15 protein-coding genes and 1 pseudogene are annotated in these 13,938 nt (G+C 62.4%); 11 read left to right on the top strand and 5 right to left on the bottom strand.

Features of this window, described 5'->3' with window-relative positions:
• Positions 1–4: 4 nt before the first annotated feature.
• The 4 genes from BRAGE_RS48335 to BRAGE_RS57570 form a co-directional block, all read right to left on the bottom strand.
• Positions 5–2,095, bottom strand: coding sequence for an AAA family ATPase (locus tag BRAGE_RS48335; protein WP_051377815.1), 2,091 nt, complete (start codon positions 2,093–2,095; stop codon positions 5–7).
• 136 nt (positions 2,096–2,231) lie between these two features.
• The gene (locus BRAGE_RS0110510) at positions 2,232–2,831 is read right to left on the bottom strand and encodes a hypothetical protein (protein ID WP_027563716.1); all 600 of its coding nucleotides are present in this window, start codon (positions 2,829–2,831) and stop codon (positions 2,232–2,234) included.
• Positions 2,832–3,247: 416 nt separating this feature from the next.
• Positions 3,248–3,673 (bottom strand): hypothetical protein, encoded by a 426-nt coding sequence (locus BRAGE_RS0110515; protein WP_141263308.1) that lies wholly within the window; start codon positions 3,671–3,673, stop codon positions 3,248–3,250.
• Between the two features lie 126 nt (positions 3,674–3,799).
• Positions 3,800–4,171 carry a helix-turn-helix domain-containing protein gene (locus BRAGE_RS57570; RefSeq protein WP_084334914.1) on the bottom strand — a complete coding sequence of 124 codons (372 nt, stop codon included), beginning with the start codon at positions 4,169–4,171 and terminating at the stop codon, positions 3,800–3,802.
• Between the two features lie 118 nt (positions 4,172–4,289).
• Between BRAGE_RS57570 and BRAGE_RS48345 the strand changes: the two genes are divergently transcribed.
• From BRAGE_RS48345 to BRAGE_RS0110565, 8 genes and pseudogenes are all read left to right on the top strand, one after another.
• Positions 4,290–4,631: a hypothetical protein gene (locus BRAGE_RS48345; protein ID WP_028146244.1), complete on the top strand. Its 342-nt coding sequence runs from the start codon at positions 4,290–4,292 to the stop codon at positions 4,629–4,631.
• A 377-nt stretch (positions 4,632–5,008) separates the two neighbouring features.
• Positions 5,009–5,218, top strand: a pseudogene (locus BRAGE_RS57900) (XRE family transcriptional regulator); the annotation flags it as partial.
• 69 nt (positions 5,219–5,287) lie between these two features.
• A complete protein-coding gene (locus tag BRAGE_RS0110535) occupies positions 5,288–5,914 on the top strand; it encodes a hypothetical protein (protein ID WP_141263306.1) in 627 nt (208 codons plus the stop codon).
• A 320-nt stretch (positions 5,915–6,234) separates the two neighbouring features.
• The gene (locus BRAGE_RS0110540) at positions 6,235–6,576 is read left to right on the top strand and encodes a hypothetical protein (protein WP_027563720.1); all 342 of its coding nucleotides are present in this window, start codon (positions 6,235–6,237) and stop codon (positions 6,574–6,576) included.
• Positions 6,573–8,045 (top strand): His-Xaa-Ser system radical SAM maturase HxsB, encoded by a 1,473-nt coding sequence (hxsB, locus tag BRAGE_RS0110545; RefSeq protein WP_027563721.1) that lies wholly within the window; start codon positions 6,573–6,575, stop codon positions 8,043–8,045. The genes BRAGE_RS0110540 and hxsB overlap by 4 nt, the downstream gene beginning before the upstream one ends.
• A complete protein-coding gene (hxsC, locus tag BRAGE_RS0110550) occupies positions 8,045–9,211 on the top strand; it encodes a His-Xaa-Ser system radical SAM maturase HxsC (RefSeq protein WP_027563722.1) in 1,167 nt (388 codons plus the stop codon). The genes hxsB and hxsC overlap by 1 nt, the downstream gene beginning before the upstream one ends.
• Positions 9,208–9,990 (top strand): peptidoglycan-binding protein, encoded by a 783-nt coding sequence (locus BRAGE_RS52670; RefSeq protein ID WP_028146245.1) that lies wholly within the window; start codon positions 9,208–9,210, stop codon positions 9,988–9,990. The genes hxsC and BRAGE_RS52670 overlap by 4 nt, the downstream gene beginning before the upstream one ends.
• A 775-nt stretch (positions 9,991–10,765) precedes the next feature.
• The gene (locus BRAGE_RS0110565) at positions 10,766–11,254 is read left to right on the top strand and encodes a hypothetical protein (RefSeq protein WP_027563724.1); all 489 of its coding nucleotides are present in this window, start codon (positions 10,766–10,768) and stop codon (positions 11,252–11,254) included.
• A gap of 75 nt (positions 11,255–11,329) precedes the next feature.
• Here the strand turns inward: BRAGE_RS0110565 and BRAGE_RS54440 are convergent, their stop codons facing one another.
• On the bottom strand, positions 11,330–11,536 hold the full coding sequence (locus tag BRAGE_RS54440; protein ID WP_028146246.1) for a hypothetical protein: 207 nt from the start codon (positions 11,534–11,536) through the stop codon (positions 11,330–11,332).
• Positions 11,537–12,316: 780 nt separating this feature from the next.
• Here BRAGE_RS54440 and BRAGE_RS0110580 point away from each other — a divergent pair.
• The 3 genes from BRAGE_RS0110580 (at position 12,317) to BRAGE_RS0110590 (ending at position 13,932) form a co-directional block, all read left to right on the top strand.
• Positions 12,317–12,703 carry a hypothetical protein gene (locus tag BRAGE_RS0110580; RefSeq protein WP_027563726.1) on the top strand — a complete coding sequence of 129 codons (387 nt, stop codon included), beginning with the start codon at positions 12,317–12,319 and terminating at the stop codon, positions 12,701–12,703.
• A 96-nt stretch (positions 12,704–12,799) separates the two neighbouring features.
• Positions 12,800–13,456 carry a type IV toxin-antitoxin system AbiEi family antitoxin domain-containing protein gene (locus tag BRAGE_RS0110585; RefSeq protein WP_035729575.1) on the top strand — a complete coding sequence of 219 codons (657 nt, stop codon included), beginning with the start codon at positions 12,800–12,802 and terminating at the stop codon, positions 13,454–13,456.
• Entirely contained in the window at positions 13,453–13,932 is a 480-nt protein-coding gene (locus BRAGE_RS0110590; RefSeq protein WP_027563728.1) for a nucleotidyl transferase AbiEii/AbiGii toxin family protein, read from the top strand. The genes BRAGE_RS0110585 and BRAGE_RS0110590 overlap by 4 nt, the downstream gene beginning before the upstream one ends.
• Positions 13,933–13,938 lie beyond the last annotated feature (6 nt).

Genomic DNA, 13,938 nt, shown 5'->3' on the forward strand with positions numbered 1-13,938 from the left:
CGGCTTAGCGCTCAGCACTTCCGCTCGCTTCGATGGTCGTTCGGATCGGACGGGCCGTCAGAAGCTCATCGATTGCCGCGCGACCGAGATATCCTTTTGCGCGGAGCTGATCTGCCACGGCTTGCACGGTATCGCGGTTCTCCGTGATGAGGTCGCGGGCCCGCGCCATGCAGCGGTCGAGGCGTTGCCTGATCAGACGGGTCAAGGCGACGTCCTGCGGAAGAAACTCGGCTATTTGTTTTGCAAAGTGCACGATGCCATGCGCCCCAAACCCGTAACGCAGCTCGAGGTCGACCGCAGCCTGCGTGGCGCGCGCAAAGTCGCAATCTTCGCCGATACCGCTGCCGACCGTGATGGCGGACGGCCCCAAAATGATCTCCTCTGCGGCGCGCCCCGCCAGCAATGCGGTGATGTAATTCTCAATTCCGGCCTCGGTCTGCGAATTGGCCCGCGAGATCTCTAAGCCGGTGGCACCCCCATGATCGAGGATCGCCAGCATCTTGGCTTCGAACACCGATAGCGCATGGCCCACCACGAGATGTCCGGCCTCGTGAACGGCGCACACTCGCCGTGTGCTGTCGGGCATGACGTCGCGTCCCGATCGGATCTCAAGCATCAAGTCATCGAGGGTCAGGTCGCGTCCGGCGCGTCGGGCCCGCGACTTGGCGCGCCGGACCCAGGCTTCGACGTCCGCTCCGGCCTTGCCCGCCGCAACCAGCGCGGCGGGCGTGAGGTCGACCCCGGTAAGGGTATTGTCGCCGAGATGAAAACGAAAAATCTGCGCCAGCGTCTCGATATCGGGCAGCTCGATCTCCATGGTACAATCAAGCCGGCCGGCGCGTTTGACCGCCGCGTCGATGTGCTCGGGGTGATTGGTCGCTGCGATCACCACGACGCCCGGCCGATCCTCGATGCCGGCCAGCATCTCGAGCAGCAGATTGACGATCTGGGTCCAGTATTCCCTGTACTCGGAGGTGAGGGTTGCGCGATTGGAGATTCCATCGATCTCGTCGATGAACAGGATGCACGGGGCGAGCCGTCTTGCCTGCTCGAACGAGCTCTTGATCGCGGCCAGCGTTCCCGAGAGGTAGGCGGACGCGTTCCAGTCCGCGACCGAGGTCGCGACCAGGGCGACGTTCGCGGATTTTGCCAGGGCGCGAGCAAACTGCGTCTTGCCGACACCCGGAGGGCCGACCAGAAGCAGCCCTTTTTCGATGCAGTCCCAGGAGAGCCGACCGGCCTTGTACTCGCGCAGGTCGGCGACCAGATTGAGTCCCCAGTCGCGCGCGCGGCCATAGCCTGGAAGCGCCTCGAGACCGGGACCGCGGTGGTCGAAATACGATTTGGTGGCGATGGTTCTCGTCAGCCGCGCGATGCAGTCGTCCGGATCACGGTCAGCACGGATCGCCAGCGTGAGGTCCGAGAACTCGAGGGCTCGCACGAGTTGCTCGTCGATCGGGGCGGCGGGCGGGCGTCCGGTCACGGCCTCGATCACGAGCGCGATGGCGGAAGCGTCGAGCGTCCCCAGAGAGAGATCATGGTCGCACGCACGAAGCAGATCGCGCGGGAGATGGCGGCGCGGGTCGGGGGCGACCCCGAACACCGGGACGCGCGCGTGCAGGGCGTCGGCGACGATATCGTTGCCGCGTTCAGCCTTGTGGTCGTTTGCCGTGCCGTCCCTGGCGATCAGCAGGACCGGACGCGTGTGACGGTCCCTGAAAGTCCGCTCGTCCAGCACCGTTGCGCTCGCTCCGAACGCACAGGCCCCCAGGACACGCCGGACCAGCGCAACGGCTTCAGCTCCTAGAACCGCCAGCGATACGACGGGCGAACCGCGCCGCAGCTCCCGGGTCAGCTCCTCGATCGGCTCAATGGCGCGGGCGACAAGGATGGCTGCCGCAGCCAGGTCGGCCCGGATCGATGACCGTGCGTCCGAGGTCGGCTTTGCTGCCAGTTCGTCGATCAGCCGCTCGATCGGGTCGTCGGGATCGCCGCTGCGCAGAAGCGGCCGTGACATAGCGCCAGCTTCCGTGGCCAGCATGTCCAGGTACGCACGGCCGAGCAGGTCGCGTGGCTGCTTCAGATGCAGGTTCATCGATCGCTCCGATTTCAATGCTGTGGGTGACGAGCATCAGGCCCCAGACGGTCAGCCGCTGCTCCAACGAATTTGACAGCGGGTCGGCAGGCCGGCCCGCACCTGCTTCGAGAGTCAGCTTGAACTGGAGCTGCCCCTAGATGGCGCGTACGATGGTGTTCAGCCCCAGGGCTCTGTCGCGAATGTCTAGCTCGAGCAGCCCCTGGCAGCTCAAAGCACAAACGGCCGAGACGATGTCGCAGCTTGGATGCGCACGATCCTGTAACTCGCGGATCGATTGTGGCCCATCCTCGCAAAGCGCCGCCCCGATCCTCAATCGATCGTCGAGCGAGACCTGGACATGTTCACTGGACCAGACCTCCTGCACGTTGGAGTAGATCGGCTCGCGCCTGATGTCGGCCGCGTCGCGCTCCAGAAGCCGCAGCCCGCTCGCTGCCAGCTGTTCGGCAAGCAGCGAGCTGGCGCCTGCGGACCTTTGCGGTTGGACCTGGCAGACGTTGAGCAGGAAATCGCCTTCTATCCTTCGCAGCACGACGCCCATCAGCGTGGGCGGCGTACCATAAGAGTTCGGAGCCGCCCGATAGTGGATCGTGCAAACCGCCGGATCAAGGCTCGCCTCCCTGAGCGCGTCAAGGGGAACGGCGACGGTGCATTTCGGACCGGAAAAAAGGGATGGAGCTGCCTTGCGAAGGAGTTGCCTGGCGAGGACTTGGTTGCGGAAGACTTGGCCATGCATGACTTGGCATCCTGAACACGTTGCGGGAAAAACCGGCTGTGCTCGGGACGGTGATGATCAATGAACATGGGACGCTCCTGCTCTGCCAATGGCGATCGAAGCAACGCGTGCGGCGGCGACTGACCGACGCACAAAGCGCCCCGCGATCGCCCGAAGTGAGCGTCGCGGCGGCGAACGGAGAGGGTACGTGCGTGACGGCGTTAGTGGCGAGATGAGCTTCGTTTAACCGGCGTAGGGCCCGGTCCGCATGCCGCTATTGCGGGTGCCAGAAGTTCGGGACGGCTGCTGCCCGATGGCAAAAGTGAATTGATACGTTATATAGTATCTCAAAAAAATGTGCCAAAGATATGGCGGATAGGCTTCGGGTCGAAAAAATTGGCCGAATGCGCTGAGGCCGGGCGTCGCGCCGATGAGGTTCAGGCGCGGCGCGGAAGCCGGATGAAGCCATCCCGGTTACAGCCGAGCATCTCGCAGCGGGCCAGATAGTCGGCTTCGCATTCATTTCTGTCGCGCTGCAGGCGATAGAGATCGTCGTCCTCGATCTCGATATGCGGCTCGTGGTGAACCAGGCGGACACGCCCTCCGGCACCGGGCAGCGGGCGTACCCGGCGTGCCGAAGCGAAGTTCTCTAAGGCGCGCGATGCATGTTTGAAGGAGCGGACCCGGGCAAGATAGCCCGCGGCGTGGGCCACCCGCTGCCAAAGATCCTCGGAGGGTTTTAGATCGCGCATGGCTCCGCGGTGCACGGCGACGACGTCGCCCCCGTTGGCCACAAGGGTATCGACGTCAAATTGGAGTCGATCGACCACACGGCCGTTTTCGCTGACAACAACTTCGATCATACCGTCCTCCGGCTTGGCGGGGTTGGGCGGCGCCGTGGCCAAGCTTCATTTGCGTCTAGTGCCGACCAGCTCAAATGTATGGATACGTTATAAAGTATCAATATCGGGAACCATCAAGGGAACCGGTCATGGTAAATGACGGAAGACCCGGGTCGCCCCCAGCGGCCGTGCCTTGGCCTCCGCTGCGAAGAGGGCGTCGAAGTCAACCTGAAGGGCGATTGCGATCTTCAGCAGCGAGTCCAGCGTCACATTGGCTGCGCCCAGCTCGATTTGGCTCACAAGGGCCTGCCGCACGCCGGCGCGATCGGCCAGATCGCGCTGGCTCATCCGCGAGGAACACCGCAATTGCCTTACCCTGCGGGCCAGATTGTCCCGGACCAAGGATTGGTTTTCGAAGGATTCAGATCTCGCCACCGCCTGCTCCGAACCTCTCTGTCCGGGCCTCAAGTGACGGACAGCATAGTGCTTAGTCTGCCATCTGACGCGAAGGGTTACCATCGCGCCGTGCAAGGATTCGCGCTCGCGACGTCCGGGGCATCGGCTGCGGCAAAAAAACTGAATTTGCAGGAAGCCGAGCAGGGAAATCGTGTTGACGTGTCGCACGGTCTCAGGAGCCGTGCGGGACGTACGCAAAGCAGCGGGCGCCGCAGCGAACCGGTTTGCGGCACTCGACAAGTCGTCCTACGATGATGTTGATCGACACTCCGCAAAACTGTTCATGGACGAAATGCAGATGCCGGCTGAGTGGAAAATCGGGCCCGCGGGTGGCCATTTTCTCGATACGGGAATCTTCCGGCTCGAGACGTTTTTCTACGAAGACGCGTGGCGATGGTGCGTCGTGTCCGGAACGGACGACGTGGAGGCGCAGGGTGTTGCGGATGACCAGGCCGGTGCAAAGTCGAATGCGGTGGCATGGGCGCGCGCGCACCTGACCACCGCGCTGCGGCGGCTTCGCTAGGCCACCACCTCCACTCCTTGCATTATGCGATGGCGAATTTGGTGGGTGAGCATGTCCGATGAAGGTCTTGATCCATAAGGGGCCCAACGTCCGATTGCACCGGGAAGGTCGGTCGCTCGATCGCGCCGTCCGACCGGAAATCGAGCCATTCGCCCAGCAAGGCCCCCAGCATGACTCTTGAGAAAGATACGATCGCCCTATCCTGACCAAGTCCGAAGCATGGCAGTCTGGATGAGGAGCAAATTCTGCAACGGCGCGTTGCACAATTGGAGTCTCCAGGCCGAAGCCGGTCAACGGTGCTTAGATGACCTTTCGACATGATGGACTGAGGAAGACCTCACTCGGCATGATCGGTTCGGGCAACGTTTTTTGCCGACCTTGGATTTGCGGATCCGGATACTGAACTCACGAAGGCGAACGTCCTTATCGAGATCGAAGAGGCGATCAAGAAACGCGGCTTGGCTCATGCCGAGGCCGCTTGGATTACAAGGACACCCCTCCGGGACCTTACCAAACTCTTGGGCGGACAAACCGAGACCTACACTGTCGCCCGCCTGAAAGAACTCCTGAGCCGGCTTTCGCGTTAATCTCGAGGGCTTGGCTCGGGCTGACAGTCTCACCTATATATGCAAGTTCGCACAAGAATCGTGCTGCCCATGAACCATATCGACATTTCCTTGCTGCCAATTCTGAGGTCCGGAAGATCGAGGCTTCCTGGCCTGCTCGGGTTTCCCGGGCATCATATTGTGATCCCCGCCGACATCCGTACGATATGGGGCGATAAGGTCGGATGTCTTATGTCGGTGGACCAAGGCCGCAAGCGTGCGGCGCTGGTGCAGATCGAACTGCAAGCCACTCGCGATCCGAATGTGACCACGCGGATGCTGACCTTCCTGTCAGCCATCCGAGCCTGGGCCATCACCCAGCGCCAATTCGAAGGGACGCGGCTCCGTCAGACGGTGGTCTATGTCGGATCGAAGCCTTGGAAGCCGAGAGCCGAAATCAAGGACCATGGCCTTTACTACTCGCACGGCTTTGTCGACGCGCGGGACATCGATCCGGAGACGCTTCTCACCAGTGACAATCTCGGCGACGTGGCGTTTGCCGTCCTCTGTCGGGACGGCGCACGATCGGGTCTGCGAAAGGCACTTGATCGGATCGTTGCGGCGCCGTTTGCCAGCCGAACTGACGCCCTCGCGACGTTGGGCCGGTTGGCAGATCTTCGCGGAATCGGCGATCGGATTCGATCAGAGATCGCGAAGACGGGAGTCGTCGTCAGTTAGGCGCACATTGGCAGGCGCGTGGGGAGGCGTAGCGGACCAAGCGACCGAAGCGTCATGCTCGTCACCTGTCAGGACAACCGGCCCTTCGGGTGGCGGGCACGGGGGCATCGTCCACGGCGATGGCCACATCCGCGCTTCCCCAGGGGCAGGGGACAACCTGCGTCCACCGCTGATCAGAGCATCGTCGCGCCGGATGAGCACTGAGCCGTTGCTCGGGCCGATCTCATTGGTCGAAAGTCGCGTGCCGCCAGCGCCGCGGAACCGTGGGTTGCCCTTGCACAGGCACTCGCGTTGCGGGATGTTCGAGCGGGGGAATAAGGATGAATGTTAACGTTCCAGGGCCGGCGCCGCTCCGGCCCACGGCTGATTGTGCTGACCACGTTATTGAAGTCGACAGTGAGGTCCATCCAGCCTCCGCTGTACTGCGAACCTGCTACGCGCTCGCCGAGCTTGCCGGTTTCGAGACCTCGAAGGCCGGCAATCTGCTGCTTGTGCGCGTCACAATTATACCGCCGGCCACGGTCGATCTGGTCCGGGAGCGGTTTCGAATCTCATTGGTCGATTTCACGATCCGCGAGGAGGTCGAGGCGCGGACGAAGGGTCTACGCGACCTGATCTGGCAGACGGCATTTGCGGAGGCGAACGGGCAGGGCAGCTCATGACGGCTCTCGTACCAATCGCCGGGGGCGTGGACCAATACGACCTGCTGCCATTCCGGTTTGCGCGGCTGCCGGGTGCTCCGGAAAACATCCTCGTGACCTCCGAAGCCGGGGAGTTTGCGTTCGTCTCGCCCGACGACCTCAGCGCACTGGCGCAGGGCAGGTCGCTGCCCGAGCAGACGGCCGATAGGCTGGAAGCCGTTCAGATCATTCGGCGCGGTGGTTCCGACCTCCCGGTCCGACTGCTCGCGACCAAGCTGAGAACGCGCAAATCCTTCCTGCGCGGCGGACCAAAGCTCCACATCTTCGTCGTGACGTTGCGCTGCGACCATTCGTGCAGATACTGCCAGGTGTCGCGGGCGTCGGATCAATCAGATCGCTACGACATGTCCGAGGCGACGGCGAATGCCGCCATCGATCGCCTGTTCGATGCGCCGGGTATGGAGCTCACGGTCGAATTCCAGGGCGGCGAGCCGCTGCTCGCATTCGACCGCATCAGGCATATCGTCGAGACGATCTCGCGACGCAGCGGGGCCGGGCCGCGCCAGATCCGATACACCATCACCTCGACTCTGCATCATCTGTCGGACGAGATTCTCGCCTTCCTCCAGCAGCATCAGTTCCACGTCTCGACGTCGCTGGATGGACCGGCGGAGCTGCACGATTCCAATCGTCCGCTGCCGGGGCGCAATTCGCATGCCCGGACGCTGGAGGGAATCGCACGCGTTCGCGCCGCGCTCGGTGAGGATCGTCTCTGCGCCCTGACGACGTTGACCGCGAGGAGCCTTCTCAGCCCCGAAGCCATCGTCGACGAATATGTCCGCCTGGGGTTTCGCGCGATCTTCTTGCGCCCGCTTAGTCCGTTCGGATTCGCGGCCAAGGCCGAGCGGCGGATCGGCTACACGTCCGAGCAGTATCTGTCGTTCTACGAACGCGCGCTCGACCATATTTTCCGGCTCAACCGCGGAGGAACGCCCATCGTCGAGGTCTATGCGAGCCTGTTGCTCGGGAGCATGCTGACGGCGTTTCCCTCTGGCTACGTCGATCTGCGATCACCCGTCGGCGCCGGGTTCGGCACCATGGTCTACAACTACGATGGCGGCGTGTACGCATCCGACGAAGGGCGCATGCTGGCGGAGATGGGCATCCAGGCCCTGCGTCTCGGCTCCGTGCACGACCGCTTCGCGGACCTGATCGCGTCCGACGCCATGCAGCTACTAGCGGGCGGCGGGCTCGCCGAAGCCATACCAGGCTGCTCGGATTGCGCATTCGTTCATTATTGCGGGCCCGATCCGGCCGGTTCGCTGGTGACCTCGGGCGACCCCGTCGGCCATCGCGCGTTCAACGAACATTGCAAGCGACACACCGGGCTGTTCAACCTGCTGTTTGCCCGACTTGCCAGGAGCGATGCCGCAACACGCCGGATCTGTGAGGAATGGGCTTTCGGCCGGCCCGCTCTGGAGGTCGCCTGATGGCGCGGCCGCTGCACCTTCATGCCCGCAACGACGGCGTCGCGCCGGGACTCTACAAAGTGCTCGGCATCGCCGAGGCCCTGGAAGAGCGCTTCCCGTTGAACCGCGTCCTGGTCGATCTGCGCGCCGGGCCCGTCATCGACGTATCGTCGCTCGCGTCCTTCGGCATCGCCGGCGCCATTTGCAACGAGCGGATCGATCACGATCTGCCGCAGTTGCATGCATTGGCTCACGGCGAGGTTCTCGGCCCGGGCGATGCAGCCCGCGTCCACGGCAGCGGCCAGATCAACATCCTGTTCCGACGCGGCGCCAATGCCAACACGCTGTTCGTCACCGAACGCTGCAACAGTCTCTGTCTGATGTGCAGCCAGCCGCCGCGGGATGTCGATGACGGATGGCGCGTCGCCGAGCTGATCGACCTGCTGCCGCTGCTCGATCCCGAGCTCGACGTCCTTGGCGTCACGGGCGGCGAGCCCACGCTGCTCGGCCCCGATCTGATCCGCTTGCTCACGCAGGCGCGGATGCTGCTGCCGAATACGCATCTGCACGTGCTCACCAACGGCAGAGCGTTCAGCAATCGCGCATTTCCCGATCGATTTGACGAGTTGTGCGGGCAGGTGACCTGGGCGGTCCCGCTCTATGGTGACGTCGCTCGCGTCCACGACTTGATCGTCCAGTCCGACGGCGCGTTCGACGAGACCATGCATGGCCTGCATCGCCTCGGCGAGCGGCGGCACAGGATCGAAATCCGGACGGTCCTGCATGGTCAGACCCTGCCGCGCATCAATCAACTGGCGCGCTTCATTTACCGCAATCTGCCGTTCGCGGCTCACGTCGCCCTGATGGGCCTTGAGCCGATGGGGCTTGCGCGCAAGAACATGGCTCTGTTGGAGAGCGATCTTTCCCAGCTGTCGCGGGTCATCGCGCCGGCCGTCAGCCTGCTGCAACAGGCCGGGATGAATGTCTCCATCTACAATGTACCGCTCTGCGCGCTGGCGCCGGCGCTTCGGCCGTTCGCACGCAAGAGCATCTCGGACTGGAAAAACAACTACGCGCAAGCTTGCGAAACGTGCGCGGCCAGACCGGATTGCTGCGGCTTTTTCAAATCCGCGCCGACGACATGGCGTGACTCGGTGGCTCGCCCGATCGATGGAATCGCGGCATGAGGCGGGACTGGCGGGAGTTCATCAAAAGCGTGCTGGCCTGGACCATGCCCGCGGCTGCGACCGCGACTGTGTGGTCGCCGGTCGTAGCTGCCGTGCCGGCCGACGGGGCGGGCGGCTCGCTGGTCACTGAGCCAGGGCCGTATAGGGCGCCGCTGACCTTTGAACGTCCCAACTACATCGATGGTCCAAATCTCTATGCGGGGCACCGTAGCCATTCGAGCCACCGCAGCCACTCGAGCCACAGCAGTCACTCCAGCCACAGCAGCCATTATTCGGGCAGTGGCGGCTCGTACTCCTATCCCGCGGCACCGCCGGTGCCGGGCGTTGCGACGAGCCCCGGCATCGCGCCGACGCAGGCCGCGCCATCTGCCGCCCCGGGCGGCTCGACGACAACGACAACGGCACCTGCGGCCAGCAATCCTGCGCCTGCGAGCACGTCCAAGGATCCGGACGCTCCGAAGCCGGCTCTGCCGGCACAACAGGCCCCAGGGGCTCCGCTGCAGCTCGTTGGTCCGAACGGGCTGCCCGTGGCGCCGGTGCGACGACCACCCACGGCCACCGTGCCGTCGGCATTGCCACCCAGGCCGGAAAAGCCGGAGATCGTGGTGATGCGAGTTCAGCTCGAGCTCAAGGCTCGCCATCTGTTTGCAGGCCCGATCGATGGGCGCATCACCCAGGAGCTGCGCGACGCGCTCAGGGCGTTTCAGATCCTGCAACGACTGCCCGAAACGGGCAACATGGACAATCTCACACTGGCGAAGCTCGGCATCATCTACTGAGACCCGCCGCAAGATGTCGAACCGAACCGATCGCATCATCGCGGACAGACTGGATTCGAACGGGTTGCCTTCAACGAACGAATCTGCCTGCGGATGACGATCCCGGGAAGGCCGCCGAGACACCATTCCCGAGTCGTTAACCAGTGGTAAATCCGGCGAAAGATTTGCTCCGCTTGCGATTTTGCGACTCAGGTTATGTCTCGTCCAGCTGCTGAAAACAGAGGACGGTCGCAATGTCAGGCGGCAATGGAAACGAAGCCTGCTCAGCCGGCGGAAGGCTCATCGCCTATTTCGTTGTCGCGGGTTCGACGCTGGCGAGCATGGCGGTTCTGTTGTTCCGGGCAGTGCCCACCTTGCTTCAAAACTGTGGCTGACAAGTCCGCTGCAAGACACAGTCCGGCTTGTCGCTGCGGCGAGACTCACCCAAAGCAGTCACAACGAAACTCATTTTCAAGATCTGGGCCCAAAGATGCGAAATCCTGCGCGAGATCTGCCGACGAGTGGTTATGCGATCGTGGTCGACGGTTGCGTGAAGACGGAGTTCGAGACGAAAGATGGCGTCGAGCATGGAGCCCGCGATCTGAAGCGGCGATTTCCGATGTTGCAGGTCAGGGTCTACGACGCGCAGGCGCGATCGGATCATGAAATTAGCGCGTTTTGATGTGTTGACTCCGACGGACGGACAGTTGTTCAAGGTCACAGGAGGCGAGCTGGTCAGTTTGCGCTTTCGTTCTGATCGCTCGGCGGATATATCGCTCCGCCGGAGAGCATGACGATGGTTCGAGAGCAAAACAGGGGAGCGCGGACGAACGCGCAGCGCCCGCACGACGGCCAAACAGGTTCCGAGAACCTCCAGGCTCGCATTGCCGCACTTAGATCCCTGCCGCGCGAGAAGCTTGCGGACGCGGTGTTCATGCTCTGGATGGAAGCGCAGCGGCAAGGTGAGCTGATCCGCCGCGCTGTCAGGCAACGCGTTGAAGGCGAAGCCGGTCCCGGACCGACACCGAGCGCGGATTTGGCGGCCTATCTTGCGGGCGAGGCGGTGTCGTCGCTGCGTCATCACGAGGTGGGTGTTACCAGTCTCGCCGACGTTTTGATCCAGCGCTCCCGCGAGGTTCGCTTCACTGTCGACCAGACCGAGGCCGTGACGCTGCTTGCCGCGACGATCCGGGAGCAACGGCTCGAGGGCATCCTGGAAGGCTTGAGGCTGGCCGGATTGCTCAGCGAGCCTTCCAAGGATCGGCATGCGGGGATCACTTGGTAGGGCAAAGGCGAGGCGCCGACAATCGACCGCGCCCTTGTATCCGCATTTGCTGCATTACGACATGTCGGCGCCAGGCTAGGGGGCGACCCAGCCGTCCGGTAGCGGCTCATCGTCGCGCTCTTCGTCGTCGCGTCTTCGACGCGCGTCAAAGATGTTCATTCGTTCCTGCTGCAGCAAGGAAGCGAGCTCGGTGTCCTCGAGCCCAAGACTTTCGCATTCCCGAACGATACGATCATAGGTTCCATAGAGCCGCGATGGTGCTTTTTTCAACAGCGCTTTCAAGGTCGCGATAGCGCCGTCTTTCAGAGAAGACAGGGCGTCCTGCGGCAGGTCGCCGAGCCCGTTGAGTAGAAGCAGGGGTGTCAGATCGGAGCTGAGCCGCTCGAACAGCGCCTCGCCCTGCTGATCGGGGAGCCATCTGTCGATCTCATCGAGGTCGTCCAGCAGATAGGCTGCCAGCTGATCGATGCGGTCGAGCCAGTGCAGCGACGGGCATAGTTGGTCCCCTATAAGTTGGTCCCTAATCCGGGCAAAGTAGGTCCCCTAGCCTGAAGCACACAAAGCCCCGCCGGCTCTGGCGGGGCTTTTTCGTCGCGGGGCGCAAAATACTGTCGCGACGGCGGCCTACCATCCACTCCAGAACGGAAGCGTCTTGGCCACCAACCGCTTTCCTCCTAAGCCGCTATCGACGACTGTCCCGCGCACAAGTCCGACCTGACCAGGTGACCCCATCAAATAGCTGCCATTGCAGCCGCTCCTCTCGCCGATGAACGCGTCCCAATCGAGGCTCCTGTGAGCAGACACCATCACCAGCTCTGTGCCCTCGTCTCCGACGATTTGTGCCGGGATCGCTCCGCGAAAGAAAAGCGCGGCAGGATCCAACATTTGAGCAGCTAGGTACCTGAAACCGAAAGACAACCTCTGAACTCTCCACACACGTTCTTGCTCATTCGTCGCGCCTGAGCCCACGTTATACGGCAAGAATATCGTTTGAGGCGTCGGCGGCGCGATGCACATCGTGCGCCCAAGGATCATTCTGCCAGTTGACGCTAAGCACACTACATGTCCCTGCTGCTGGACCTCGAAGAGGTTCGGATGCTCGTGCGTGGGCCCGACCATGGCGAACTCACCGGGCTCCAGATCAAGGACAAGCTCTCTACGACCGCCAAGGTCGCGAGCGCTCTCATCAAGCACGGCCACCTAAAATCGATCACCGTGGTTAACCCGATCAACCGCTGCCCGACCGTGGTTGTCCCCGTCCACGAGGTGGAGCGTTTCGCCCGGGAATACGTCTCCCTCTTCGCGATCGCCAGGCAGCGGGGCCGGCATTTCTTGGTGGTCAAGAAGGAGCTCCAGGACGCCGCCGTGGAGCCCGTATTCAATCCCAGGAAGATCCGGGCGACGTTCTATCGGAGGGCGGACGTCCGGAACGAATTGGCCCTAATTTGATGAATAGGGGCCGCTTCCGGTTGGACAATCGGAATGGGCATTGTGATTTTCCGCAAGATATTGTAACCTTTTCTTGTCCAAAATCACATAGCACCCATGCCTCAGAACAGCGAAACGCCTTCAAAGTCCTCCGCCGAAATCCTTGCTGGCCTGCTAAGCGGCAATCGACTGCGCGCGCGGTCCGACATCGTCGCGGCCGGCGTGCATCCGCAAACGCTGGCCAGAGCCGTTGAGGCTGGATCGGCAGTTCTATATGCCCGCGGTATCTACATGGCTCCAAATGCCGACTTGCCCGAAGGCGCCGGCTTCGCCGCAACAACCCTCCTCAATCCTAGTGGGGTTGTGTGCTTGAGTTCGGCCGCTCTGTATCACCGTCTTTCGGACGAAAATCCCGACGCGATCTTCTACGCCGTCGGAAGCAAAACCATGAAGGTGGTCGGCGCGGCGCGCGATCCCGTCAGATTGGTGCATTGGAGTGAAGCCGCACGCAGCATCGGTGTCGATACTGTAGAGATCGCGGGCGTGCCAGTGAGGATCACAAGCCCAGCCCGCACCGTCGTCGACATGCTGCGCTACCGTACCAAGCTCGGCGACGAGCCGGCCATGAAAACGCTCAAGGACTACGCCGCCTCCGGCGGCGATCTAAATTTGGTGCTCGAAATCGCCCGCGAGCTGGGATGGACGAAATCCGTTGAACCCGCGGTGCGCGCTGCCGAAGAAATTCAACCCCTCATCCCGAGGCCGATGCGATGAACAAGGATGCTCTCGCCGACACCACGCGCCGACGTATCCTCAACGAATCCCGCAAAATCGGGATCTCGCACGAGCTATTAACGCGTCGTTACGTGTTCGAACGCTTCCTGGCCCGGCTGGCGCATTCCGCATTGCGTGATCGGCTAGTGCTGAAGGGGGCCATGGCACTTGTGGCCGTTACGAAAAATTTCGGACGCGCTACCCGAGACATGGATAACCCGGTCGACCTGGGTGAGAACGAGCTAGAGAGATTGGGCGACGCTCAAGACGCTTTTCGCGATCTTGCGGCCAGAATGCGTGCGTTTGCACTCAATGAGGGCTTCGCAGTTCGGCTTGTGAGTTGGCGGTATGATTCGATGGCAGCGAGCACGGCACTTCTTGCGGTCTCGCATACTTTGCACAGCTATGGCGCGGATAGAGCCTCTGCGAAGAGCAAGCTCGAAGAAATTCTCCGATTCAAAACCGTCGCGAGTTAGCTTGCG

Origin of the sequence: Bradyrhizobium genosp. SA-4 str. CB756, from assembly GCF_000473125.1 — a bacterium.
Lineage (GTDB): Bacteria > Pseudomonadota > Alphaproteobacteria > Rhizobiales > Xanthobacteraceae > Bradyrhizobium > Bradyrhizobium arachidis.